Annotated in this window: 24 protein-coding genes and 2 tRNA genes; 8 read left to right on the top strand and 18 right to left on the bottom strand. The window is 60.6% G+C overall.

Going from position 1 to position 25,479, the window contains the following annotated elements:
* Nucleotides 1-3: 3 nt before the first annotated feature.
* The 7 genes from BMX62_RS00275 to BMX62_RS00245 form a co-directional block, all read right to left on the bottom strand.
* Nucleotides 4-1,242, bottom strand: a complete 1,239-nt coding sequence (locus tag BMX62_RS00275; RefSeq protein ID WP_202906162.1) for an HD-GYP domain-containing protein — start codon at nt 1,240-1,242, stop codon at nt 4-6.
* A gap of 166 nt (nt 1,243-1,408) precedes the next feature.
* Nucleotides 1,409-1,482: transfer RNA gene (locus tag BMX62_RS00270), tRNA-Cys, on the bottom strand.
* A gap of 139 nt (nt 1,483-1,621) precedes the next feature.
* Nucleotides 1,622-1,697 (bottom strand) — tRNA-Gly (locus tag BMX62_RS00265).
* A gap of 31 nt (nt 1,698-1,728) precedes the next feature.
* Nucleotides 1,729-2,184, bottom strand: a complete 456-nt coding sequence (locus BMX62_RS00260; protein WP_090202289.1) for a fluoride efflux transporter FluC — start codon at nt 2,182-2,184, stop codon at nt 1,729-1,731.
* Nucleotides 2,184-4,172: a transglutaminase TgpA family protein gene (locus tag BMX62_RS00255; protein WP_090202287.1), complete on the bottom strand. Its 1,989-nt coding sequence runs from the start codon at nt 4,170-4,172 to the stop codon at nt 2,184-2,186. Before BMX62_RS00255 ends, BMX62_RS00260 begins: the two co-directional genes overlap by 1 nt.
* A 5-nt stretch (nt 4,173-4,177) precedes the next feature.
* Nucleotides 4,178-5,164: a DUF58 domain-containing protein gene (locus BMX62_RS00250; RefSeq protein WP_238375777.1), complete on the bottom strand. Its 987-nt coding sequence runs from the start codon at nt 5,162-5,164 to the stop codon at nt 4,178-4,180.
* Entirely contained in the window at nt 5,161-6,096 is a 936-nt protein-coding gene (locus BMX62_RS00245) for an AAA family ATPase (RefSeq protein WP_090202571.1), read from the bottom strand. The genes BMX62_RS00250 and BMX62_RS00245 overlap by 4 nt, the downstream gene beginning before the upstream one ends.
* A 146-nt stretch (nt 6,097-6,242) precedes the next feature.
* Here BMX62_RS00245 and BMX62_RS00240 point away from each other — a divergent pair, with 146 nt between their 5' ends.
* From BMX62_RS00240 to BMX62_RS00225, 4 genes are read left to right on the top strand one after another with little or no spacing between them, the layout of a single operon-like run.
* Entirely contained in the window at nt 6,243-7,388 is a 1,146-nt protein-coding gene (locus tag BMX62_RS00240) for an ABC transporter permease (RefSeq protein ID WP_090202568.1), read from the top strand.
* Nucleotides 7,388-8,164 (top strand): ABC transporter ATP-binding protein, encoded by a 777-nt coding sequence (locus BMX62_RS00235; protein WP_090202286.1) that lies wholly within the window; start codon nt 7,388-7,390, stop codon nt 8,162-8,164. The genes BMX62_RS00240 and BMX62_RS00235 overlap by 1 nt, the downstream gene beginning before the upstream one ends.
* Nucleotides 8,161-9,162, top strand: coding sequence for an MlaD family protein (locus BMX62_RS00230; RefSeq protein ID WP_090202284.1), 1,002 nt, complete (start codon nt 8,161-8,163; stop codon nt 9,160-9,162). Before BMX62_RS00235 ends, BMX62_RS00230 begins: the two co-directional genes overlap by 4 nt.
* Complete coding sequence (locus BMX62_RS00225) at nt 9,159-9,809, top strand: PqiC family protein (RefSeq protein ID WP_090202282.1); 651 nt, start codon at nt 9,159-9,161, stop codon at nt 9,807-9,809. The genes BMX62_RS00230 and BMX62_RS00225 overlap by 4 nt, the downstream gene beginning before the upstream one ends.
* Here BMX62_RS00225 and BMX62_RS00220 read toward each other — a convergent pair.
* Both BMX62_RS00220 and BMX62_RS00215 read right to left on the bottom strand, forming a co-directional pair.
* Entirely contained in the window at nt 9,794-10,723 is a 930-nt protein-coding gene (locus BMX62_RS00220) for a sensor histidine kinase (RefSeq protein WP_162273476.1), read from the bottom strand. The two genes, BMX62_RS00225 and BMX62_RS00220, sit on opposite strands and share 16 nt — an antisense overlap.
* 126 nt (nt 10,724-10,849) lie before the next feature.
* Nucleotides 10,850-11,134 carry a hypothetical protein gene (locus BMX62_RS00215; RefSeq protein WP_090202279.1) on the bottom strand — a complete coding sequence of 95 codons (285 nt, stop codon included), beginning with the start codon at nt 11,132-11,134 and terminating at the stop codon, nt 10,850-10,852.
* Between the two features lie 229 nt (nt 11,135-11,363).
* On the opposite strand from BMX62_RS00215, the gene crcB reads away from it, so the two are divergent.
* The gene (gene crcB / locus BMX62_RS00210; RefSeq protein WP_090202277.1) at nt 11,364-11,759 is read left to right on the top strand and encodes a fluoride efflux transporter CrcB; all 396 of its coding nucleotides are present in this window, start codon (nt 11,364-11,366) and stop codon (nt 11,757-11,759) included.
* Nucleotides 11,760-11,838: 79 nt separating this feature from the next.
* Here the strand turns inward: crcB and iscU are convergent, their stop codons facing one another.
* Genes iscU through BMX62_RS00195 form a run of 3 tightly spaced genes read right to left on the bottom strand, consistent with a single transcriptional unit; the run spans nt 11,839 to nt 14,019 of the window.
* Nucleotides 11,839-12,264: a Fe-S cluster assembly scaffold IscU gene (iscU, locus tag BMX62_RS00205; protein WP_090202275.1), complete on the bottom strand. Its 426-nt coding sequence runs from the start codon at nt 12,262-12,264 to the stop codon at nt 11,839-11,841.
* A gap of 35 nt (nt 12,265-12,299) precedes the next feature.
* The gene (locus BMX62_RS00200) at nt 12,300-13,520 is read right to left on the bottom strand and encodes an IscS subfamily cysteine desulfurase (RefSeq protein ID WP_090202274.1); all 1,221 of its coding nucleotides are present in this window, start codon (nt 13,518-13,520) and stop codon (nt 12,300-12,302) included.
* A gap of 13 nt (nt 13,521-13,533) precedes the next feature.
* A complete protein-coding gene (locus BMX62_RS00195) occupies nt 13,534-14,019 on the bottom strand; it encodes an Rrf2 family transcriptional regulator (RefSeq protein WP_090202272.1) in 486 nt (161 codons plus the stop codon).
* Nucleotides 14,020-14,398: 379 nt separating this feature from the next.
* On the opposite strand from BMX62_RS00195, the gene BMX62_RS00190 reads away from it, so the two are divergent.
* A complete protein-coding gene (locus BMX62_RS00190; protein ID WP_090202271.1) occupies nt 14,399-16,033 on the top strand; it encodes an alpha-D-glucose phosphate-specific phosphoglucomutase in 1,635 nt (544 codons plus the stop codon).
* A gap of 73 nt (nt 16,034-16,106) precedes the next feature.
* On the opposite strand, the gene epmA is transcribed toward BMX62_RS00190, so the two are convergent.
* Together epmA and efp are read right to left on the bottom strand one after the other, a co-directional pair.
* Entirely contained in the window at nt 16,107-17,057 is a 951-nt protein-coding gene (gene epmA / locus BMX62_RS00185; RefSeq protein ID WP_420795791.1) for an EF-P lysine aminoacylase EpmA, read from the bottom strand.
* Entirely contained in the window at nt 17,054-17,617 is a 564-nt protein-coding gene (gene efp / locus BMX62_RS00180; RefSeq protein ID WP_090202266.1) for an elongation factor P, read from the bottom strand. The genes epmA and efp overlap by 4 nt, the downstream gene beginning before the upstream one ends.
* Nucleotides 17,618-17,763: 146 nt before the next feature.
* Here efp and epmB point away from each other — a divergent pair, with 146 nt between their 5' ends.
* Entirely contained in the window at nt 17,764-18,780 is a 1,017-nt protein-coding gene (gene epmB / locus BMX62_RS00175) for an EF-P beta-lysylation protein EpmB (RefSeq protein ID WP_090202264.1), read from the top strand.
* 78 nt (nt 18,781-18,858) lie between these two features.
* On the opposite strand, the gene htpX is transcribed toward epmB, so the two are convergent.
* The 4 genes from htpX to parE all read right to left on the bottom strand — a co-directional run bounded on the left by htpX (nt 18,859) and on the right by parE (nt 24,376).
* Nucleotides 18,859-19,749 (bottom strand): protease HtpX, encoded by an 891-nt coding sequence (gene htpX, locus BMX62_RS00170; RefSeq protein ID WP_090202262.1) that lies wholly within the window; start codon nt 19,747-19,749, stop codon nt 18,859-18,861.
* Between the two features lie 167 nt (nt 19,750-19,916).
* Nucleotides 19,917-22,169: a DNA topoisomerase IV subunit A gene (parC, locus tag BMX62_RS00165; protein ID WP_090202260.1), complete on the bottom strand. Its 2,253-nt coding sequence runs from the start codon at nt 22,167-22,169 to the stop codon at nt 19,917-19,919.
* A 37-nt stretch (nt 22,170-22,206) separates the two neighbouring features.
* Nucleotides 22,207-22,440 (bottom strand): hypothetical protein, encoded by a 234-nt coding sequence (locus BMX62_RS00160; RefSeq protein WP_090202258.1) that lies wholly within the window; start codon nt 22,438-22,440, stop codon nt 22,207-22,209.
* A gap of 43 nt (nt 22,441-22,483) precedes the next feature.
* A complete protein-coding gene (parE, locus tag BMX62_RS00155; RefSeq protein WP_090202256.1) occupies nt 22,484-24,376 on the bottom strand; it encodes a DNA topoisomerase IV subunit B in 1,893 nt (630 codons plus the stop codon).
* 202 nt (nt 24,377-24,578) lie between these two features.
* On the opposite strand from parE, the gene trxA reads away from it, so the two are divergent.
* On the top strand, nt 24,579-25,442 hold the full coding sequence (trxA, locus tag BMX62_RS00150) for a thioredoxin (RefSeq protein WP_090202255.1): 864 nt from the start codon (nt 24,579-24,581) through the stop codon (nt 25,440-25,442).
* The last annotated feature ends 37 nt before the right edge of the window (nt 25,443-25,479 follow it).

The following is a 25,479-nucleotide window of genomic DNA, read 5'->3' as shown; positions in this document are numbered from 1 at the left end:
GGATTATACCGGCGGCGATTGCCAGGGCATTTTAATCCGTTCCAGATCCCAGTCTCCGGGATCTTCTCTTTGGATAATGGATTCCTCATAGCCAGGGCGGGACAGATCAATGACTATCGGTGTGATGGCGCAGGACTGCCTGATTGAATAAAACGCTTTGACGATCGGCTTGAGCAAGGAGGCCTGGGACTGTTCCTCCACGATGGCCAGCCGCTCGGAACTGAGCCGGACCAAAGAGCCTATCGGATAGATGCCCAGGGTTTTGACGAAAGCCTGGAAAATGACTGGATCGAAATGATGCCCGGTCCAACTCATCATCTTGTGCAGAGAAATGGCCGGGTCCCAACCTGCCTTGTAGGGGCGGTTGGAGGTGATGGCATCATAGACATCGCAAACCGCTCCCATCCGCGCCAGTGTGCTGATCTGATCGCCGTTCAGGTTGGCGGGGTAACCGGAACCGTCCATCTTTTCATGGTGATGCAGGCAAACATCCACAATGGCACTGTCATCCTTCATCCCCTGAGCGTGCAGCACTGCGGTTCCTTGCTCTGGATGGGATTTTATGATGGTAAATTCCTGGTCCGTCAGCTTGCCGGGTTTGTTAAGAATATCCAGGGGAATGAATGCTTTGCCCAGGTCATGGAGCAATCCTGCCAACCCCGCCTCCCTGATCTGCCCCTCATCAAAGGCCAGTTCCCTGGCCAGGGCCATCATCATTCCTGAGACAGCCAGGGAATGCATGTAGGTGTATTCGTCGACCTTCTTGAGGCGACACAGGCTGATCAAGGCATGGGGGTTGCGGTCGATGGAGCGGGAGATTTGTTCGACAATGTTGTCTGCCACGGTCATATTCACCGCATTGCCCATGCGGGCTTCGGCAAACATTTCAGCCATCGCGGAGCGGGACAGGACCAGAGTCTTCTTGGCCAGAAGCAGTTCCTCTTCCATGGATACCTGCTGCTGATGGGGGTGGGGATCGGTTTCGGCCACTGCCCTGAGTTGGGATGAGACCCGGGCATGTTCGTCTGCCTGGGTCACCGCTTTTACAGAATGGTCTACATCCAGACCTTTGCTGCAGTCGATCCAAAGCGCCTGAATACTGCTGGACTGGATCCTTTCCAGATCCTTGGGATTGGACAGCAGAAAGCTGGTACGCCAGAAAGGGTGCTCCATCCATGAGCCACAAAACTCCGCAATATACATTCCCAGCTTCAAGTCTTCGACGCCGATCTTTTTAAGCAAGCCGTCCGTCTCCCGCATATCGTTGTAGGCGTCCCTGGATCAGGCTCGCCGAACCGTGATTGATCGTAAAATGATTCTAGTATTGGAGCGGAAGATTATCCAGATGGGACATGCCCAAAAAAAACGCCCAAGTGTCGCGGCGACACTCGGGCGTTTTTGACGGTACTGGAGGCTGGGGTCGGAATCGAACCGGCGTCCACGGCTTTGCAGGCCGCTGCATAACCACTCTGCCACCCAGCCTGGGAAATTGGCAGTCAAAAAAGAATTGTAGCCTTAATGCCCTCAAATTGGCAACCCCGGAGGATGACGCTCTGGGCAGGGATGGCGATCCTGAAGGCATTAAAAAACCGCCTGAAGGCGGTTCTTTAATTCGTGAATCTGGAGCGGGAAACGAGACTCGAACTCGCGACCCCAACCTTGGCAAGGTTGTGCTCTACCAACTGAGCTATTCCCGCGTCACTTGATGGCGCGTATTCTACAGTCCTGTTAATCGGTGTCAACCTTTTTTTTCGACTCGGCTTTGGCGGCCCGGCGGCGTTGATTGATGGCCATGCCCTGGGTGTAGCCCAGCCACACCGCCAGCATCCACAGGGCCACCGACCCCATCACCTGACCCACGGCCATGGCTGGATATCCCTGTTCCCACCAGAGCAAAGCCTCAAGACTGAACAGGGAAAAGGTGGTGAAACCACCACAAAACCCGGTGAGTACGAACTGACTCATGACCGGACCAGTCGGTAACAGGCCATCCGGGCCGGTGAGGGCGGCATACAGGCCCATGAGCCAGGAACCCAGCATATTCACCAGCAGGGTGGCCAAAGCACCCCAGATCAGACCCGGGCCCATCAGGGTCAGTATCGTGATGGATAGCGTATATCGCAGCACCGCGCCCAGACCACTGCCCAAGGCCACTGCCAGTATGATGGCCTGCTGTTTTGACATCAGGGTTTTATCCGGCGCAGCCGCCCTTGCAATTGCCGATACTGCGTCAGGTCCGGGGCAGGCCCGTAGCGCAGGGCCACATAGGCCTGGATGAAATCCAGTACCGGTTCTGCCAGGTCCGGGCGTTCCCGGGCGATACGGCGGCCAAAGTCCAGGGGCGGTTCATGGGGGGCGCGGATCAGTCCGACCCGGGCCAGCCGCCGGCAGAAATGTCCATAGATCGCCGCCAGGGGATCTGCTTTCGGCGGGCGATTGCGCCACAGGAACGCCGCCGTGAAGACCAGCACCACCGTGCCCACAAGCACCACCATCAGGGTTACCATTCCACGCCAGTCCAGCCGCCCCAGCCCCAGCCGTTCCAGCAGTTCCTCCTGTCGCTCGGGACCAAAAGCCAGCACCCAGCCGCTCCAGTAGTAGTCGATGCTGTCGCGCCATAAGGCCCACTGCAGCCGCGCCATGCCCCAGCCTGGACCGCGGCGGATGAAGTCCGGCGCCGCCTGATCTCCGGCCAGGGCGGTGCGGATGCCCGATTCGATACGCTCCGGGGCCACCGCCGCCGTGGGGTCCACCCGCACCCAGCCCCGGCCTTCCAGCCAGACCTCGGCCCAGGCATGGGCATCGGACTGGCGCACCAGCAGGTAATTGCCCAGGCGGTTGTATTCGCCGCCCTGGTAGCCGGTGACCACCCGTGCCGGGATGCCGGCGGCCCGCATCAGCACCACGAAGGCGCTGGCATAGTGCTCGCAGAAACCAGCCCGGGCCTCGAACAGGAACTGATCCACCGGTTCCCGGCTCATGGGGGGTGGCGAGAGGGTATAAAAAAAGGCTTCCTGATGAAAATGATCCAGTACAGCCTGGATCAGGACATCATCATCATCCTTTTGGTCGCGCCATTTTCGCGCCATGGCCTGTGTCCTGGGTGCGGCCTGATCGGGTAATGCCAGGGCCTGTTGACGACGCTCTGGCGTCAGTTCCGGTTCCAGCACCCCATCCGGGAGGGCGTCCACGGTGTACTGGATCAGCCGTCTTACCGGTTGCCCGGCGACCAGGTACTGATCTTCGGTCATGCGGGCGTCCGGTGGCACGGAAACGGGCACGTCCAGGGCCAATAGCCAGCGCTGCTGGTGGGGTTCCAGATTGATGGTATGGGTCACCAGGTTGGTCGGCTCCAGGATCAGGGGCGGGGCGGTGGTGCCCATGTCCCGACCTCTTCGCCAGGTACTCCCGTCAAACTGCCAGAATACCGGCCCGCGCCAGTAGCGCTCCGCCGGCGGTGGGGGATCATGGACAAATGAGACCCGAAAAGCGGGCGCGTCGGATTGCAGCAGTTCACTGATGGCGCCTGGGGACATGCTGTCGGACAGGCCCGTGACCCCGGCGGTGCTGTCCTGGGGTGCGCCCCAAAGGGGTCCGGGCAGCCGGGGAAAAAGCAAAAACAGGATGATCATCACCGGTACCGCCTGGCCCAGCATCAGACCCGCCAGGCCAAAGGACTCCCTGGCCGGTTGCACCCCTTCCCCGGCGTTGAGCCTGACCAGGGCGGCAGTGGTGGCAAAGACTGCCACCAGCATGTAGAGGGCCACCGGGATCTCCTGGGAGTAGAAGAAGTTGGTGATGATGACGAAATACCCCAAAAACACCCCGACCATGGCATCCCGGTAAGTGCGGGTTTCCAGCAGTTTCAGGCCGGTCATCAGCACCAGCAGGGCCACGCCGGCATCCCGGCCAAACAGGGTGCCGTAGCGTCCCAGAACCAGGCCCGTCATCAGCACGGTGAGCAGCACCAGGATCCAGCGGGAGGGCATGGGCAATCGGCCCAGATGCACTCCACCGCGCCAGATCAGGGCCAGGGCCGTGATCAGCACCACCCACAGGGGCTGATTGAACAGATGGGGTGCCATGGCCACGCCGATGGCGGCGATGACCCACAACAGGGCGTGGGAGCGCTCCGGCAGCGTGTTTTCCAATGTCCTGGGGAGGGGGGCCATGGTGTTTAGGTATCCGTTGGCAGAGCAAAGCAGGCCAGGTACCCCAGACAGCGGTGCTGATGGGCCTCACCGGTGTCCGGGTCCAGGGTCAGGCCGGGCATGCGCAGTCCAAAACGCCGCCCCTGAGCCTGGGCCTGCAGCACCTGATGGCACATCATGGACAACCGGATTTCCAGATCACCCGCCGGCAACTGGTCCCAGTCCAGCCAGATTTGCCCGCCACTCACCTCGCCAAACTGCTTGGTATACAAATCACCGGTACGGGCCAGGGCTTTCCAGTCCAGATGGCGGGGGGAGTCTCCTGCCTGATAGCCCCGGACTCCGGCAAACTCCTCTCCGGCGGGATCGGTGCGTTCCTGGCTTTCGCCTTCATCCTGCCCGGTAAAGGGGGGCGCCTGATCCATGGGCAGGGGTTTGGGGTAGACCAGTACGGAATCATCAAAATGCAGCCAGGACCAGGCCCGGAACAGTCCCATGGGATAGCGGCCATGAAGTCGCAGACGACCGGGCCGTAACAGGCCCCGGCGCCGGGCGGGCAGGTCCAGGGTGACCTGGGTGGCATGTCGGGCGCCGACATCAAAGGGCACCGGTGTGCCATTGAGGGTCTCCAGCAGCAGGCCGCGACGGGTTGCCCGACTGGGATTGTCCACGGTATAGACAAACTGGGCAGTCTGGCCGGCAAAGATCGGCTGGGCCGGTTGGCGGGTGACCTTCAGCCCCAGCAGGTTTCTGTGGGTATGCCACATGGCATTGGCCCCCAGGGCCGCCAGCAGGAAGGTCAGCATGAAGGCCATGCTGTTGCTGTAATTGATGGCCCCCAACAACATCACCACAAGAATCAGGGCAAAGGTGTAGCCCTGACGGGTGGGCAGGATGTAGATGCAGCGCCGATCCAGTTCCAGGGTTCGCCCCTGTGGTCGCTGGTGCCGGGTGATCCAGGCAATGGCCCGTTCCCGCAGTCGCCGATGGTCCAGGGTCGAAGGTTGCATCATGGGACCGGGACAGCTTCGATCAGGCGCCGGGTAACCTGTTCCGGTGCCAGGCCAGGGGATTCTCTCAGGTGCAGCCGATGCCCGGCCACCGGCGGCAGGACCGCCTGGATGTCTTCCGGCAACACATGATCCCGGTGATCCACCATGGCCCAGGCCTGGGCCGCCCGCAACAGAGCCAGCACCGCACGGGGAGAGAGTCCCATCCGGTATATGCCCGGTTGGCGGGTATGGGCGATGATGGCCTGCAGGTAGTCCAGCAGGGCATCGGAGACATGGATCTGGGTCACCTGCTGCTGCAGCGCCAACAGGGCCGATCCGTCCACCTGGGTGGGCAGGGTTTCCACCAGTTCCCGGCGATCCTGACCCCGCAGCAGGGCCCGTTCGGCAGCGGCATCGGGATAGCCCAGATGAAGGCGCATCAAAAACCGGTCCATCTGGGATTCAGGCAGGGGAAAAGTGCCGATTTGTTCCTGGGGATTTTGGGTGGCGATGACAAAAAATGGCACCGGCAGATGCCGGGTGATGCCTTCGATGGTCACCTGCTGTTCTTCCATGGCTTCCAGCAGGGCGCTTTGGGATTTGGGGGTGGCGCGGTTGATCTCGTCCGCCAGTACCAGTTGGGAAAAGATCGGGCCGGGATGAAATTCAAAGCATTTACGTTCGGAACTGAACACCGGGACACCCAGGATATCCGCCGGCAGCAGGTCGCTGGTGAACTGAATGCGCTGAAATTGCAGCCCCAGGGTGCGGGCCAGGGCATGGGCCAGGGTGGTTTTGCCCACCCCTGGCAGGTCTTCCACCAGCAGGTGGCCCCGGGCCAGCAGGCAGGCCAGGGCCAGCCGGATGGGACCGGATTTCCCCAGGATCACCGTGTTCAGTTGTGTCAAAATGGCGTCGATGGACGAGGCCGGCGAGGACGGGAGGGTATTCATGGGGGGCAGCAGGACTCCATCGCAGGTGGGCCAGGGCATGGGCTTTAAACAGGCCGGTGCATGGGGGTGGTCGCTTTTATATTGTGTCCAGTCTGGCAATATGGAGCGACATGATCAATGGTTTGCCAAGGCGTTTCCGGGTTTTGATGGATAAAAAGACATCGGTGAATCAAGACAGTGCACAACTGGACGTGGCTTCCGGCCCCAACGGTGAGTGCATGCTGGTGCTGTCCGGTCGGCTGGATGCCTATACGGTGGGGCCGTTATGGTCCCATGCCCGTGACCTGCTGATTCGGTATTCAGGGCAGCCGGTGCAGGTGGACCTGGCGGCGGTGGCCTATTGTGACGGTGCCGGCGTGGCCCTGTTACTGGATCTGTTGCGCCAGCCCCGCGACCCGGCGGCGCCGGTGGCGCTGGCCAATGTACCGCCCAAGGTGGCCCAACTGCTCGAACCCTTCGATGCCCAGGCCCTGGCGGCGCCCCCGCCGGATCGGTCCCCTCCCGGCTTGCGCCAGCGTCTGGGGGAGGGGGTGCATGACCTGGGCCGGGATCTGTATAACCATGTGGTGTTCGTCGGCGAGGCGACGGCGGCCTTGTTCCACGGTCTGATCCACCCGTCCAGGGTCCGCTGGAAGGACGCCCTGCGCATTGCCCAGGAGGCCGGGGTCAATGCCCTGCCCATCGTTGCCCTGATCGCCTTTCTCATGGGGGTGATTCTGGCGTTTCAGTCCGCGGTGGCCATGAAGCAGTTTGGTGCCGAGATCTTTGTGGCCAATCTGGTGGCCTTGTCCTTGTTTCGGGAACTGGGGCCGCTGATGACGGCGATCCTGCTGGCGGGGCGGTCCGCTTCCGCCTTTGCCGCCGAGATCGGTACCATGAAAGTCAACGAGGAACTCAACGCCCTGACCACCATGGGGCTGGATCCGGTGCGATTTCTGGTGGTGACCCGGGTGATGGCGGCAGTGATCGTGGCACCCCTGCTCACCATTTTTGCCGATCTGGTGGGGTTGATGGGGGGTGCCCTGGTGATGATGACCTTCGATGTGCCCCTGGTGGCGTTCATGAATCAGGTGAGTCAGGCGGTGTCCCCCAGTGATTTTCTCGGTGGCCTGTTCAAGGCGGCGGTATTTGGTCTGGTGATTGCCGGGGTGGGCTGTCTGCGGGGACTGGAAACCCGCACCGGCGCCTCCGCGGTGGGGGTATCCACCACCCGGGCGGTGGTCAGCGCAATCATCCTGATCGTGGTACTGGATGGTCTGTTTGCCGTGATCTTCTTCCATTTGGGTATCTGATGCCGTCCGATCCGCAATCATCCCCAGCCATTATCCAGGTCCGGGACCTCACCCTGGGGTTTGGTGGTCGACCGTTGCTGAAGGATTTGTGCTTTGATATTGCCCCAGGGGAGATTTTCGTCATCCTGGGTGGGTCCGGCTGTGGCAAGAGTACCCTGCTCAAGCACCTGATTGGCCTTTATGAACCCATGGCCGGTTCGGTGACCATCGGCGGTGAGGTCTTCACCGGCACTGAGGGCCAGGCGCGGCGGGACATCCTGCGGCGTTTCGGCGTCATGTATCAGATGGGCGCCCTGTTCGGCTCCATGACCCTGCTGGACAACGTGCGCCTGCCCCTGGAGGAGTTCACCGACCTGCCCGATGAGGCCATGGACCTGGTGGCCCGTCTCAAGCTGCAACTGGTGGGCCTGGCCGGGTTTGAGCGGCACCTGCCAGCGGAGATTTCCGGCGGGATGCAAAAGCGTACCGCCATCGCCCGGGCCATGGCGCTGGACCCGGACATCCTGTTTCTGGATGAGCCCTCCGCCGGTCTGGACCCCATCACTTCGGCGGAACTGGATCAGCTGATCCTGCGTCTGAGCCGCATCCTGGGCATCACCTTCGTGGTGGTGACCCACGAATTGCCCAGCATCTTCACCATTGCCGATCGGGTGATCATGCTGGACAAGGAAACCCAGGGCATCCTGGCCGAGGGCGACCCCGCCCAGCTGCGGGACCATAGTGAACACCCCTGGGTGCGTCGTTTCTTCAACCGTGAAGCCACGGAGGCATCGTGAGTAGTCGTGCCGGGTATTTTCGTCTGGGCCTGTTCATCGTCGGGGCCTTTGCCGCCACTGTTGTGATCCTGCTGGCGCTGGGGCTGGGGGCACTGTTGCGGCCCAAGCTGATGATGGAAACCTATTTCGATGGCTCCATTCAGGGGCTGGACGTGGGGGCGCCCATCAAGCTGCGGGGGGTCACCATCGGCGAGGTGAGCCAGATCAGTTTCACCTATGCCCATTACCAAAAAGAGCTGCCGGTGGCCGACCGTGCCCAGTATGTGCTGGTTCGGGGCTGGTTGCGCCCTGATCTGCTCAGCCCCTCCATGGGGGATGTCAGGCAGGAACTGGCCCTGTTCGTGGAGCGGGGTCTGCGGGTGCGCATGACCAGCCAGGGGGTGACCGGGATCAATTTCCTGGAACTGGATTTCTTCGATACGGGCACCTTCACGCCGGTGGTCATCGACTGGACCCCGGACTATCTCTACATCCCCTCGGCACCGAGCACCATGACCCAGTTCCTGCAGTATGCGGACAACATCATGCGGCGGGTGGACCGGATGGACGTGGAAGCCATTCTATCCAACATCGAACGGTTCACCGTCAATCTCAACACTCTGGTGGAGGAGGTGGATACCGGCCAATTGATGCGGGAGCTGACCGGGACCCTGGAGCAGACCCACGATATCCTCAAGCGGGTGCAGGGACTGGCGGACTCCCCCCAACTGGCACGGATTCCCGAAGAACTGGGGCAGGCCGCCCGCAATCTCCGGCGCCTGTCCGAGTCACCGGAGATCCAGGTCGCCCTGGAGGGGCTGATCCGTACCCTGGATCAGCTTCAGGGTACGGTGGCCCGCACCGACGATCTGATTGCCGGCCATGAGCAGGACATCACTGCCACCCTGGATAATCTGCGGGCCATGACCGATCACCTGCGGGATCTGACCGAGGAGCTGCGTCGCCATCCGGGCGCCATCCTCAACCGCCCCCCTGAACCTGCCGAGCTGCCTCGATGATGCCAAAGCCCATCCTGTTGTCATTGCCCAGGCTGCTGCTGGCCTGTCTGCTGATACCCGCCCTGATGCTGCCCGCGGCCTGCAGTGTGAGCCTGGAGCGGGAACCTCCGGTGCGTACCGCCTACCTGATGGAAGCCAAGCGGCCCGATACCGCCCCGATCCGAAACCCGGTGGCGGGCTCTGTGGTCATGGGGACGGTGCGGGTGGCCCCGGAGTTCTCCGGACGCGGCCTGATCTACCGCATGGATGACGCCCGGTATGTGGCTGATTTCCATCATGAATGGTTTGCCCCGGTGCGGGATCAGGTCTATAGCGCCACCCGGGACTGGATCGGGGAGGCCCGGTTGTTCAGCACCGTGCTACCCGCCAGTCTGGCCCGGGACGCGGATTATCGCCTGGATATTCTGGTCAACACCATCCACGGGGATCTGCGGGATGCCCAAACGCCCGCGGCGGTACTGGAGATTCAGGTCTATCTGTCCTCCATCGCCGACAGGGAACCCCGGCGCATCCTGCTGGCCTCCACCCTGCAATCCCGTCAACTGCTGCCCGAGGCGACCCCCGCCGAGCTGGCTGCGGGCCTGTCCAGGGCCCTGGCGGATACTCTGACCCGGCTGGAATCGGAACTCATTCAAGCTCTGCCGTAGGGCGCGTCCGTCGGTTCGGGGCGGGTCAGACGGGGAAACTCGATGGTGACTCGGGTACCTACGTCGATTTTGGAGTGGATCCACATGCGTCCCTTCAGGCGGCTGGTGACCCAGTAGGCTTTGGTCAGGCCAAAACCGCCGCCGTAGGTGCGGCGGGCCTGTGCATTGTCTGCCCGAAAGCCGAAGGTCACAATGTCCTGAATCTGGTCCTCTGGAATACCGATGCCGGTGTCTTCCACCACCAGCCGAATCCGGTGCCCGTTATCATGCAGACCGGCCAGCACCTTGCCGCCGGGGGCTGTGTACTTGCGGGCATTGGCCAGCAGATCCCGGATCACGTCGGTAAAGATGGCAGGCATGAAGATCTGGTGGCCGTCGTGGCTAGCGGTATCGAATTTCACCAGATAATCCCGTTCTCCCTGATCAGCGATGTTGTCCTTGATGCCAAACCGGCCATTGCTTTTTTGGGCCATGACCTGAAACAGCAGGCTCAGGTCTTCCCGGAGGGTCTGTAGCTCGTGCCATTTCCAGATCAGGGGCACGTTGGCCCGCACCGCCAGTTCCCGGACCCGGGACTTGAAAATCACCATGATGGCGTTGATGTTGTCGATGCATTCCGCCGATTCCGGCGTTGGTTCCAGACCGGTGGTGGCCTGGTCCACGGCGGCGCGAATCTCCCGGTGGACGGCTTCGATATCCTCGATCCAGAGCCGGGCCTGAAAAGGATCCCTGAGCGCCTTGGCAAATTCATGCACGGTGGTGATGCCCGCCCTGAGGTTGTCATCCCCCCCGATATAATGGGCCAGCAGATCCATCTCTGCTGACAGTATGTTGAGCACATTAAGGAAACTGTGCAAATCTACCAGGGCTTCCTGCTCAGGTGTGAGGTTCAAGGCCCTGATGATTTCTACCAAGGTGGCATTCCTCCCGGAGACAGATGAACAACCAAAGGATGGCTGCATTTTATGGAACGGGAGCGGGTCGGAACAAGTCGGTGGGTGCCGGAGATCAGCAGTATCTCCGGCACTTGGGGGGACAGATCAATCCCGGGCGTCTTCAAGCGCCTCCTGGGTGGTGTCTACGGCATCATCAATTTCCCGGCCTGCTTCCTCTGCCGGACCGGGGTCTCTGAGTGTGTCAGCCGCTTCGTCCACGGCTTCTCTGGCTGTCTCCGCCGCGCTGTCGAGCTGCTCTCTGGCATCCTCCATGACTTCGTCCACGGTTTGTCCGGCTTCCTCTGCAGGCCCGGGATCGGAACATCCCACCAGCAGGGCCAGAGGCAGGATGGACAATGCAGCGATCAGCGACGTGTAACGGTAGTTCATCAGTTCCTCCACGATAAAGCCCACCCTTGGGGTGGGTTGGGATGGCGGCTGCGGGATTGCAGCGGCCAGGTTCGGTATGGGACTGCTTTGGGTTGTAGGGATTTGGACAACTCACTGCTTGGATGTCCTATTGTCAGGGAAGTTTCGTGATGGATCCATCAGGCCTTGGGCGATCCTCTGTGTTGTATGCTTGACCCATAATAGCTAAGTCATACGGATACCCGATGTGATGGACTTTTCTTTTTGGGCCCTGTTGCTGGTGCTGTTGGGGGGTGCTCTGGGCGGGATGGCCCGTTACTGGGTCAGCGCCCAGGTCACTGCAAGGCTCGGGGGGGATTTTCCCTGGGGGACTTTGCTGGTGAATGTGACCGGCGCCCTGTTGATCGGTCTGGCCGCTGCCGGGATAGAGGCTGCCGGGACACCGGAGGCGTGGCAGTCTGTCTGGATTTGGGGCGTGCTGGGTGTCCTGGGCAGCTATACCACCGTGTCATCCTTTAGTTTGCAAACCCTGATGCTGTTGCAACGGGGGCATGGGGTCGCCGCCCTGGGCAATGTCCTGCTGTCGGTGATCCTGTGTCTGGGGGCCGCTGCTCTGGCCTATTATGCCCTGTCGTTTGTACTTTGACCTGGTCCAAGGTTCGTCATCTCCCGGTTTTGCCGGGAGATGACGGGGCAGTGATCCTGCCTGGGAACCTCTGGGCGGGTCACGCCGACAGTCGCTGGGGTACCTCGTGATCAACCGGAGAGTGTTGTGGCGATTTGCTGCGAAAATCTGCAATGGCAGCCTTGATGGCGTCTTCGGCCAGGACCGAACAGTGGATTTTCACCGGCGGCAGGGCCAGTTCCTCGGCGATCTCGGTGTTCTTGATGGCTGCGGCTTCTTCCAGGGTCTTGCCCTTGATCCACTCGGTCAGCAGGCTGGAACTGGCAATGGCGGAACCACAACCGTAGGTCTTGAACCGGGCATCTTCAATGACACCGGCATCATTGACCTGAATCTGCAGTTTCATCACATCCCCGCAGGCCGGGGCGCCCACCATGCCGGTGCCCACATGGGGGTCTGCCTTGTCCAGGGATCCCACGTTACGGGGGTTTTCATAGTGGTCGATAACTTTGTCGCTGTAGGCCATGGCTGATTACCTCTCAAATGGGTGTTCCGGGGGGCTTAATGTGCCACCCACGCTACGGTTTTGAGATCCACGCCGTCTTGATACATTTCCCACAGGGGGGAGAGTGCCCGGAGTTTTTCCACTGCGGATCTGACCAGGACGATGGTCCGGTCGATATCTTCCAGCGTGGTATAGCGGCCCACAGAAAAACGGATGGAACTATGGGCCAGTTCATCATCCCGTCCCAGGGCGCGCAAGACGTAGGACGGCTCCAGACTGGCACTGGTACAGGCTGAACCAGAGGAGACGGCAATGTCTTTGAGGGCCATGATCAGGCTCTCTCCTTCCACGAAATTGAAGGATATATTGAGATGATTGGCCACCCGATGCACCGGGTCCCCGTTGAGATACACCTCTTCCATATCCGAAAGGCCCGCCCAAAGTCGATCCCTTAGCATGCGCAGACGTTCCTGCTCTGCCCCCATTTCCTCCCTGGCGATACGAAACGCCTCCCCCATGCCGATGATCTGATGAGGCGCCAGGGTGCCAGAGCGCATGCCCCGCTCATGGCCTCCTCCATGCATCTGGGCCTCCAGCCGCACCCTGGGTTTACGACTGACATACAGGGCGCCGATACCCTTGGGACCATAGGTTTTGTGGGCGGAAAAACTCATCAGATCCACCGGCAGTTGAGCCAGGTTCAAGGGCACCTTGCCGGTGGACTGGGCAGCATCCACATGAAACAGGATGCCCCTGGACCGGGTCAGATGGCCGATAGCCTGGATATCCTGGATGACGCCGATTTCGTTATTGACGTGCATCACGGAAACCAGCACCGTATCGTCACGCAGAGCCGCCTCCAATGTGTCCAGATTCAGCAGACCATTGGGTTCCGGGTCCAGATAGGTGACCTCAAAGCCTTCCCGTTCCAGTTGCCGGCAGGTGTCCAGTACCGCCTTGTGCTCGGTTTTGACGGTGACGATATGGCGTCCTTTTTTCTGATAAAAATGGGCGGCCCCCTTGATGGCCAGGTTATTGGCTTCAGTGGCGCCGCTGGTCCAGACGATCTCTCTGGGGTCGGCCCCCACCAGGGCGGCCACCTGCTCCCGGGCTTCCTCCACCGCCTGTTCCGCCTCCCAGCCAAAGCTGTGGGAGCGGGAGGCAGGATTGCCAAAAGCCCCGCCCACGGTCATGAACCGGAACATCTTTTCTGCCACCCGCTCGTCCACCGGGGTGGTGGCGGCATAATCCAGGTAGATGGGCCTTGTTGATGACATGGGAACCTCCTTATCAGGCTGCAGAGCGGCCAAAAATGAAATGGGGATGAGCAGGGCGAGGATGCTGCTGTTGCTGGCGCCGGACGATCTGCTGGACTTCAGGACGGTTGGCGAACTGGTCCAGGGTAATGCCATCGAGGAACGTAAACAGTTGCTCACTGAGCTCGTCCCAAAGCTGGTGGGTCAGGCAACGCTGTCCGTCGTGGCAGTCACCGCTGCCCTGGCAACGGGTCATTTTGACGTTCTCATCCACCGCGGTGATGATGCTGGCCACGGTGATTTCATGGGCGGGCTGGGCCAGACGATAGCCGCCACCAGGTCCCCGCACCCCGGCCACCAGCCCCTGTTTGCGCAGTTTGGCAAACAGCTGTTCCAGATAGGACAGGGAAATGCCCTGGGTCTGGGAAATGTCTGCCAGAGTGACCGGGCCAACACGGTCGTGAATGGCCAGATCCAGCATGGCGGTTACCGCATATCGACTCTTGGTTGACAGTTTCATGGAGGCCCCCTTCTGGGTTGTCAGGCTTCACAATTCCCGACCTTCTAAGTCAGGTTTAGAGGTAGTCTTACAAAACCAAGCTGGGGAGTCAAGAATTTTTCAAAGGGGTGGGTCTGCCCTGTGGAACCGATGGCCCTGATGCAGGCAATGGCCGAGCCATTTATGATAGACCCGCAGATGAAGATTGAGACTTTTGCGCCGATGGTGCCCTTCGTCGCCTTCAAGGTGATAGGTCGAGCCGAGACTCCTGGTGCCTGATCGGGACAGACTGCCCGGCATTTGATAATGTCGATCGCGCAGCTTCAATTTTCGGCGGTTGCAATACCGCAGCCGTAATTCCTCCCGCGATTGATATTGCGGGCTTTCTTGCGGATATTTTATGAACATCAATGTGGTTGCCACTACCCCCTTTTCAGACCAGAAACCGGGCACTTCCGGCCTGCGCAAGCAGGTGCGTGTTTTCCAGCAGCCCCATTATCTGGAAAATTTCGTCCAGGCCGTTTTCAACACCCAGACTGCACTCAAGGGCGGCACCCTGGTGCTGGGCGGTGATGGCCGCTACTTCAACCGGGAAGCCATCCGGATCATCCTGCGCATGGCGGCTGCCCACGGGGTCGCCAAGGTGATTGTGGGACGTGGGGGCATTTTGTCCACCCCGGCGGTTTCCTGCCTGATCCGTCGTTATCAGACCCAGGGCGGGCTCATTCTTTCTGCCAGCCATAACCCCGGCGGTCCCCAGGGGGATTTCGGCATCAAGTTCAATACCCCCAATGGGGGGCCGGCACCGGAAAAAGTCACCAACGCGATCCACAAAGCCACCCTGACCCTGACCGAGTACCGGATTGCCGATATCCACCCTGTCAATATCGATCATCTGGGCAACAGCACATTGGGTGCCATGGACATTGAGGTGGTAGACCCGGTGCAGGATTATGCCGCCCTGATGCAGACGTTGTTTGATTTTGACCGTATTGGCACCCTGTTCACCGGCACCGCCTTTCGGATGCGTTTTGATGCCATGTATGCGGTGACGGGGCCCTATGGCCGGCGTATTTTAGTGGAGATGTTGGGGGCCAGGTCTGATACGGTGATGCGCGGTGACCCGCTGGCCAATTTTGGCGGGCAGCATCCAGACCCCAATCTGGTATATGCCCAGGATCTGGTGGAGGCCATGTATCACCGTGATGGTCCTGATTTTGGGGCGGCTTCCGATGGTGACGGGGATCGCAACATGATTTTGGGGCGGGGCTTTTTCGTCACCCCCAGTGACAGTCTGGCAATCCTGGCCGCCAATGCTCACCATGTGCCCGGTTACCGCGACGGCATTGCCGGCATTGCCCGCTCCATGCCCACCAGTCAGGCGGCAGACCGGGTGGCAGCCCATTTGGGCATCGAGTGTTTTGAAACCCCCACCGGCTGGAAATTTTTTGGCAATCTGCTTGATGCAGGCCGGGTCACCCTCTGTGGGGAAGAAAGTTTCGGTACCGGTTCTGACCATGTACGGGAAAAGGATGGCCTATGGGCGGTATTGTTCTGGCTCAACCTGTTGGCAGTGCGTCAGGATTCGGTGGAAAACATCGTCCGGTCCCATTGGCGGCAGTTTGGTCGCAATTATTACACCCGCCATGACTTTGAGGAGGTGGATGCTGAACGGGCCGAGACACTGATGAGGCGTTTGCGGGATCGGTTGTCGGCACTGCCCGGTAAACGCCTGGGTGATCATACGGTGAGTCTGGCGGATGACTTTGCCTATGAAGACCCCATTGACGGCACCATCAGTCAGGGCCAGGGGGTTCGTATCCTGTTCGAGGGTGGGTCACGGCTGGTGTTTCGACTGTCGGGCACGGGCACGGCGGGGGCGACCCTGAGACTTTATGTGGAGCGGTATGAGCCGGACCCGCAACGGCATGCTCTGGAAACCCAGTCGGCCCTGGCGCCGCTGATTGCCATTGCCCATGAGGTGGCGGGTATTGAGGAACATACGGGGCGCGAAGCGCCGACGGTGATCACCTGATGGGGCGGTGTCATCCCTGTGTGGGTCTTTCGTCCCGGCATCAGTCAAGCGCTGGAAGGGCATCAAAAAGCCATCAGGCCCGCTCCCAGTCAAAGGCCAGCACTTGACGGATGTGGTCGCAACCACTCAGGCACATGAGCAACCGGTCCACACCCAGGGCCACACCGGCGCAGTCCGGTAGCCCCTGGGCCAACGCCGCCAAAAGATGATGGTCCACCGCCACCGCCGCTTGACCAGCGGCCCGGCGGCGGTGGTTGTCCGCCTCAAAACGAACCCCTTGCTCCACCCCATCCCCCAGTTCATGAAAACCGTTGGCCAGCTCCACCCCACCCCAGTACAGTTCAAAACGTTCGGCCACCGCCGGATTATCCGGGCAGATTCGCGCCAGCGCAGCCTGACTGGCAGGATAATCATGGATGAAAGTCAGACCATCTGCGGGTAATGCGGGTGCCACCACCAGGGACATGAGCAGGTCCAGCCAGCCATCCCGATCCAGTTCACCTTGCACATCCAGCCCAAGGGCCCGCGCCCTGCGGGCCAGTGCCTCGACATCGGCATGCAGGGGGTCGATACCCGCATGGTCCATCAGAGCCTGCTGGTAACTCAACCGGACAGCAGGACGGGATAGCCGGTCACCAGCCAGACCACGCACCAGATCATCGACTTCAGTCATCAGCCGATGATGATCGAACCCAACCCGATACCATTCCAGCAGGGTAAATTCCGGGTTGTGAAAGCGACCGGCTTCACCGGCCCGAAAAACCCGGGCGATCTGATAGATGTCCCCCGATCCAGCAGCCAACAGGCGCTTCATGGGAAATTCAGGGGAGGTATGCAGCCAGAAGCTGGCTTCCGGCAGGGTCACGGTCAGGCTCTCGATGGCCGGGTCCGTGGCCCCCGCCCGGGACAGGCAGGGGGTTTCCACTTCCAGCACCCCCCGCTCATGGAAAAAATGACGTATGGACCGCAACAGGTCCGCCCGACGATGGAGCATCGCCGGCGCGGCGGAGGGCAACCAGCTCACGCCCGGGAGACGTAGTCGCCGGTGCGGGTATCCACCCGGATCACGTCCCCTTCGTTGACAAACAAGGGCACTTTGACCACGGCTCCGGTCTCCAGGGTGGCCGGCTTGGTGCCTCCGGTGGCCGTGTCGCCGCGGATGCCTGGATCACATTGGGTAATCTTCAGTTCCACAAAATTGGGCGGGCTGACCGACAAAGGCACGTTGTTCCACAGGGTGACGGTACACATGTCCTGTTCCTTGAGCCATTTCATGGCATCAATGACCGCAGCCTCGTTGGCGGCATACTGCTCGAAACTCTCCGGCATCATGAAGTGCCAGAACTCGCCATCGGCATAGAGATACTGCATGTCCGTGTCCATGACATCAGCCGCTTCCACCGACTCACCGGACTTGAAGGTCTTGTCCAGCACCCGCCCGGTCTTGAGATTGCGCATTTTTACCCGGTTAAACGCCTGCCCCTTGCCGGGCTTGACGAACTCGTTTTCCACAATGGCGTAAGGATCACCATCCAGTAGAATCTTGAGTCCGCTCTTGAATTCGTTGGTGCTGTACATGGCCATGAAAACGTGTCTCCGGATTGCGCCAGGGCATGAAAAAAGGGAGGCCGACGGTATTTCCCGTCGGTGGGGAGGGGAATCTGGCAAAACCACCGCCAAAACCGGCACAATGGGCCAGCCTGCTACGATTCACCCTTAAAAAACCGCCTATGATAACGCGATTAAATGCCCGCAGTCAGTCTGCGGATTGGCAACGGGCCATGGCACGGGCCATCACCGATCCGGCAGAACTGCTGCGGCGACTGCAACTGGACCCGGCCCTGCTCCCCGCTACCCGGCAGGCTGCCCGGAATTTTCGGCTGCGGGTGCCCCTGGCCTACCTGGGACGCATGGTACCGGGAGATCCCCATGACCCTCTGTTGCGTCAGGTATTGCCCCTGGGTGAGGAATGTCTGGAGGTGCCGGGGTTTGACCCGGATCCGGTGAACGATCTGGCTGCCATGCCGGTGCCGGGGTTACTGCATAAATATCATGGCCGGGCCTTGCTGGTGACGTCCAGCGCCTGTGCCATCCACTGCCGTTACTGCTTCCGGCGTCATTTTCCCTACCAGAATGCCGCAGCGATTCGGGAACACTGGCCCCGCATCCTGATGTATCTGCGTAGCCACCCGGAGATCCGGGAAGTGATTTTCAGCGGCGGCGATCCCTTGACCCTCACTGATGACCGATTGGCTGCGCTGGCGGTGGATCTGGCAGGGATTCCCCATCTGCGTACCTTGCGCCTGCACAGCCGTTTGCCCATTGTGGTACCGGAACGGGTGGACCAGGCCCTGCTGGACTGGTTCACCGGCACCCGGCTGCATCCGGTCATGGTGATCCACACCAATCATGCCCAGGAACTGGATGGCACTACCCGTGCCGCCATGGAGCGACTCCACCTGGCCGGGGTGCGTCTGTTTAATCAGGCGGTGTTGCTGCGTGGAGTCAACGATACGGTCCAGGCGTTGACCGATTTAAGCCATGCCCTGTTCGACAGCGGTGTGCAGCCCTACTACCTGCATCTGCTGGACCCGGTGAAGGGGGCCGCCCATTTTGCCGTGGACCAGGAGACCGCCCTGGCCTTGATGGCCACCTTGACCCGGCAACTGCCGGGCTACCTGTTGCCTCGGCTGGTGCGGGATATTCCCGGCCAGGATGGCAAAATCACCCTGGTGCCGACCCTCTGAACAGGGGGCCAAACGGCCACAGGCCCAGGGATCTGATGGACCCCTGGGCCTGTGGTATAAGGCACAACACGCGGTGTTTTAGCGACCGCCTTCCTTGAGGGCCATGATCCGGTCTTCCAGCGGAGGATGGGTCATGAACAGCTTCTTGATACCTTCCCCCATGCCGCCACGGATGCCAAAGGCGCGCATCTGGTCGGGCATCTCGCTGGGGTGGCCCTGGGCCGCCCGCAGACGCTCCAGTGCAGCGATCATCTTCTCCCGGCCTGCCAGCTTGGCGCCCCCTTCATCGGCACTGAATTCCCGCTTGCGGGAGAACCACATGACGATGGTGGAAGCCAGAATACCCAGCAGGATTTCCGCGATAATGGAGGTCACCCAAAAGGCAATGCCGTGACCTTCTTCGTTCTTGAAAATCACCCGATCCACAAAGTGACCGATCACCCGGGCCAGGAAGATCACGAAGGTGTTCACCACCCCCTGAATCAGGGCCAGGGTCACCATGTCCCCATTGGCCACATGAGCCACTTCATGGCCCAGTACCGCTTCCACTTCATCCCGGTTCATGCTCTGCATCAGGCCGGTGCTCACGGCCACCAGGGCATTGTTGCGGCTCATGCCGGTGGCAAAGGCATTGGGATCGGGGGAATCGAAAATACCCACTTCCGGCATCCCGATACCGGCCTGCTGGGCCTGCCGGCGCACGGTGTCCACCAGCCATTGCTCAACTTCGTTGGCCGGCTGTTCGATCACCTGTACGTTCATGCTCTTTTTGGCCATCCATTTGGAAATGGCCAAAGACAGGAAAGAACCACCAAAACCAAAAACAAGGGCAAAGATCAGCAGGCTGTTGAGATTCAGGTTGGTTCCCGAATCATCCAGAATGTTTTCCACACCCAGAATTCTCAGGGTGATACTCAGCACCACGATAATGGCCAGGTTAGTGGCCAGGAACAGGGCAACGCGCTTCATATAAGTCCTCCGCAATACCCTGACTGATGACGCCAGGGGACAGGAATAAAGGAATAACGGTGATTGAACCACCAGGGTCAGGCTAGCCCAATCGGTTATTCGGTATGATTGGATGGTGCCCGGTGCAAAAAATTTCAAGCATCAGGCGGCCCTCGTGGGGGTCAAGTCTAAGGGATCACGCAGATCAGGGCATCTACCTTCTGAAATCCTCTGGGCAGTTTTTGCCCCCGATGCCCCCGTTCAGCCTGGTAGGCCTCCAGTTCTGCCCCCTTGATGGCCTTGAATTTCCTGCCAGCCACCACCTGAAGGGCTTCCCCTTCCGCCACCAGGGCAGGGGGCACCATCCAGGCCTCCCTGGCCTTGAGCCGGGCCGAGGGGATATGGATGATCCTGTTTCCCTTGCCTTTGGCCATCCGGGGCAGATCTGCCAGGGCTGTGATCAGCAGATGCCCATCGCTGGTGGCCACCGCCAGCCGTTGACGGGCCAGGTTCTGAATCCGTACCGGAGGCAGCACCCTGGCGCCCTCGGGCACGGTCAGCACCACCTTGCCCGAGCGGTTGCGGGAGATCAGGTCTTCCAGGGCGCAAATGAAGCCATAGCCATGATCTGTGGTCAACAGGTAAAGGTCATCGGGCGCCCCCATCATCACACCGACGAAGCAGGCCCCATCCGGGGGCGAGAGCCGACCGGACAGGGGTTCTCCCTGTCCCCTGGCCGATGGCAGGGTATGGGCAGCCAGGGCGTAGGTGCGACCGGTGGAATCAATGAACACCGCCTGCTGGTTGCTGCGGCCAGGAGAGGCGGATAAAAAGCCATCACCGGATTTGTAATTCAGTCCGGCGGCATCCACTTCATGGCCCTTGGCCGCCCGGACCCAGCCCATGCGGGAGAGCACCACCGTCAAGGGTTCTGAGGGAATCAGGGCCGATTCATCCAGGGCCTGGGCAGCGGCCCGGGAAACGATGGGAGAGCGGCGGTCATCCCCGAATTTCTCTGCATCGGCGGTAATTTCCGTACGCACCAGTGCCCTGAGTTGTTCGCTGGAACCCAAAATGGCCTGTAGCTGATCCCGCTCCTGGGTCAGCCCATCCTGCTCGCCACGAATCTTCACTTCTTCCAGCCGGGCCAGATGGCGCAGTTTGAGTTCCAAAATGGCATCTACCTGGGCAGGGGTCAGGTCAAAACGTGCCTGGAGTGCCGGCCCCGGTTCATCCTGGTCACGGATGATGCGGATGACTTCATCCAGGTTCAGGTAGGCGATCAATAGCCCCGCCAGGACGTGCAGCCGGGTTTCCACCCGATCCAGACGCCATTGCAAACGACGGCGCACCGTCTCGGTGCGGAAAGACAGCCACTCGGTTAGAAGCTGAACCAGGGGTTTGACCTGGGGCCGGCCATCCAGGCCAATCACATTCATGTTCACCCGGTAACTGCGCTCCAGGTCCGTGGTGGCGAACAGATGGGCCATCAATCCCGGGATATCCACCCGGTTGGAGCGGGGTGTGATCACCAGCCGGGTGGGATGTTCATGGTCCGACTCATCCCGCAAATCCTCCACCATCGGCAGTTTCCGGGCATTCATCTGGGCGGCAATCTGTTCCAGAATTCTGGCCCCGGAGACCTGATGGGGCAGGGCTGTAATGATGATATCGCCGTTTTCCCGGTCATACCGGGCACGCAGGCGCAGGCTGCCCTGACCGGTGCGATACAGGGCCATCAGTTCCTTGCGGGGGGTGATGATCTCTGCTTCGGTGGGAAAATCCGGTCCCTGGATATGGCTGCACAGATCGTCTACCGACGCCTCCGGGTGGGCCAGCAGATGAATACAGGCAGCGGCCACTTCCCGGAGATTATGGGGTGGAATATCCGTGGCCATGCCAACGGCGATGCCGGTTCCCCCGTTGAGCAGCACATTGGGTAAACGGGCGGGCAGTACCTTGGGTTCGTCCAGGGTGCCATCGAAGTTGGGCACCCAGTCGGCAGTCCCCTGCCCCAGTTCCGACAGCAGCAACTGGGCATGGGGAGAAAGTCGGGCCTCGGTATAGCGCATGGCGGCAAAGGACTTGGGATCGTCCGGCGATCCCCAGTTGCCCTGACCGTCCACGAAGGGATAGCGGGATGAGAAGGGCTGGGCCAGCAGCACCATGGCTTCATAACAGGCGGAATCCCCATGGGGATGGAACTTGCCCAGCACATCCCCCACGGTTCGAGCAGACTTTTTGTGCTTGGAGAGGGCAGACAGGCCCAATTCGCTCATGGCATAGATGATGCGCCGCTGTACGGGCTTGAGGCCGTCCCCGACATGGGGCAAGGCCCGGTCCAGGATGACGTACATGGCATAGTCCAGGTACGCCTTTTCTGTGAAGGTCTTGAGCGGCAGGCGCTCCACACCTTCCAGGTTCAGATCGTCAGTACTCATGAAAGTCCAATGATTGCGGGCAGGGAATCGGGATGGTTCAGTCCGTTTCGGACTTGATGTCCCGCAGGTACAGCCAGCCCATGGGGATCATCAGCACATAGCCGCCCACGGTGAGGATCCAGGCGTAGCCAGGAAAACGCCAGGCCGGGGGATACAGTCCACCTGTGCCGGCGGTGGCCAGTTCCAGAATGCCTGTCATGGCCATGATGATGCCGGCAAAACTGAGCAGGATCAGTAACAGACGGGTTCCAAATCCAATGGGTGCTGGCATGTTGAGCTCCTGTTCTGTGTGGGGTTTCCGGGGCGGGAATCTGTCAGATCACCTCGGCCAGATGCCCCTTGCTTTCCAGCCATTGCTTGCGGTCTGCGGCGCGCTTTTTGGCCAGCAGCATGTCCAGCAGGGCATCAGTGCCCACCCCATCATCCAGGGTGAGCTGGACCAGACGGCGGGTGTCCGGGTCCATGGTGGTTTCCCGCAGTTGCAGCGGGTTCATCTCCCCCAGACCCTTGAATCGGGTGACCGCCACCTTGCCCTTTTTCTTTTCCGCCGTAATCCGTTGCAGTACCCCCTGTTTTTCTGCTTCATCCAGGGCGTAGAAAGTCTCTTTGCCCACATCGATGCGAAACAGGGGCGGCATGGCCACATACACCCGCCCCTGGGCCACCAATGGCCGGAAATGACGCAAAAACAGGGCGCAGAGCAGGGTAGCAATATGGGCACCATCGGAATCGGCATCGGCCAGGATGCAGATTTTGCCGTAGCGCAGCGCCTGCAGGTTGTCAGCGCCAGGATTGACGCCGATGGCCACGCTGATGTCATGGATCTCCTGGGAACCGAGCACCTGATCCGGGTCCACTTCCCAGGCGTTGAGGATTTTGCCCCGCAGGGGCATGATGGCCTGAAACTCCCGGTCCCGGGCCTGTTTGGCACTCCCACCGGCGGAATCCCCTTCCACCAGGAACAGTTCGGTTCGCCCCAGATCCTGGGCTGCGCAATCTGCCAGTTTTCCCGGCAGGGTTGGCCCCTGGGTCACCTTCTTGCGCACCACTTTTTTGCCCGCCCGCAGCCGGCGCTGAGCCGAAGTAATGGCCAGTTCGGCGATGCGCTCCCCCGTCGCCGGGTGCTGATTCAGCCACAGGCTGAAACTGTCCTTGACCACACCGGAGACGAAGGGCGCCGCCTCCCGGGCGGACAGGCGTTCCTTGGTCTGCCCGGCAAACTGGGGATCGAGCATTTTGAAGGACAGGATATAGGACACCCGATCCCAGACATCTTCGGGGGCCAGCTTGACGCTCCGGGGAATCAGGTTGCGAAATTCACAAAATTCCCGTACCGCGTCGGTCAGTCCGGTACGCAGACCATTGACATGGGTCCCTCCCTGGGCGGTAGGGATCAGGTTGACGTAACTTTCGGCCACCCCCTCGCCCCCCTCAGGCAGCCAGACCACGGCCCAGTCCACGGCATCTGTATCACCGCAAATGCTGCCCATGAAAGGTTCTTCGGGCAGAATCTCCGCCCCCTGCAGGGCTTCCATGAGGTAGTCTTTCAGCCCTGCCTCGTAGTGCCAGTTACAGTGTTCGCCGGTGACTTCGTCCTGAAAGGACATGGCCAGACCGGGACAGAGCACCGCCTTGGCCCGCAGGACATGTTTGAGCCGGGGTATGGAAAATTTTGGGGTATCAAAGTATTGGGGATCGGGCCAAAAGCGCAGCAGGGTGCCCGTATTGCGGCGCCCCACCTCCCCGACCACTGTCAGGTCACTGAGCTTGTGACCATTGGCAAAGGCCATGTGATGTGTCTTGCCGTCCCGCCGAATCCAGACCTCCAGTTTCAGGGACAGGGCGTTGACCACGGAGACGCCAACCCCATGCAGACCGCCGGAAAATGTATAGCTGGTGCTGGAAAATTTACCCCCTGCGTGCAGGGTGCCCAGAATCACCTCCACGCCGGGGCGCTTTTCCTTGGGGTGCAGGTCCACGGGCATACCCCGGCCATCGTCGCCGACCGACAGGGAACCATCGCCGTGGAGTATCACGTCGATACGTCCGGCGTGGCCGGCCAGCGCCTCGTCCACGGCATTGTCGATCACCTCCTGGGCCATGTGATTGGGCCGGGTGGTGTCGGTGTACATGCCCGGACGCTTGCGCACCGGGTCCAGTCCGGAGAGGACTTCGATATCTGAGGCGGTATAGGAACTGGCGCTCATGCGCAATAATTTCCGGCTGCAAAGGCGCGCCTAATGTATGAAACATCACAACAAGTTACAAGCATACGGCGGGAATGCCCCTTGAAACGGAGCTGCGGGAACCCCAACAATGGAAACAAGGCAGTGACCAAAGCCTTTGCCGTCACTCCCGCACAAGCGGGAGTCCAGCGCTTTTTGTTGACAACCACAGGATCTTCTACCCATGAGCCCTTCTCCCTTCGTCGTCGATGTCACGGAAGCCAACTTCCAGCCAGTGGTGATCGAAGGCTCCCATAACCATCTGGTGCTGGTGGACTTTTGGGCCGACTGGTGCCAACCCTGCAAGATGCTGCTGCCCCTGCTTTCGGCCCTGGCAGAAGCCTATGACGGCAAATTTGTACTGGCCAAGGTGAACAGTGACCAGGAACAGGCCCTGGCGCTGGAACACGGTGTGCGCAGTATTCCTACCGTGATCGTTTACCAAAACGGCAAGCCGGTGGATCAGTTTATGGGCATGCAGCCTGAATCTGCCATTCGCGCCCTGCTGGAAAAATATCTGCCCGGCCCCGAGGCGGCAGAACGTCAGGCTGCCCAGGCGGCCCTGGCGGCAGGCAATCCAGAACAGGCGGTCACATTGCTCAAACAGGCTTTGCAGGATCATCCCGATCAGCAGGCCCTGAAAATCGATCTGGCCGATGCCCTGATGCAGGCAGGCCAGGTGGAGGACGCGGCCACCACCATCAAGACGCTGCCGATGGATCTGTATGAACAAGAAGCCGTGCGCCAATTGGAGGCCCGGCTCTATTTTGCCCGGGCGGTGGGGACACCAGATACTTTATCGACCCTGCAACAGCAACAGATCACCCATCCCGATGACCCGGAAGCCCTGCATCGGCTGGGCTGTGCCCTGATACTCAAGGGCGATTATCAGGCCGGGCTGGATCATTTGCTTGAACTGATGAGCAAGCACCGCAAATATGGCGACGATGCCGGTCACAAGGGCCTGCTGGCGGCATTTGAACTGTTGGGCGCAAGACACCCGCTGGTGAACGGGTATCGGCGCAAGATGATGGCGTTGATGTACTGAGGCCACCACCTTGTCCCTCTGCCATCCGGCAGAGGGA

Origin of the sequence: Ectothiorhodospira magna, from assembly GCF_900110965.1 — a bacterium.
GTDB lineage: Bacteria > Pseudomonadota > Gammaproteobacteria > Ectothiorhodospirales > Ectothiorhodospiraceae > Ectothiorhodospira > Ectothiorhodospira magna.
This window is presented reverse-complemented; position numbering and strand designations above follow the sequence as displayed.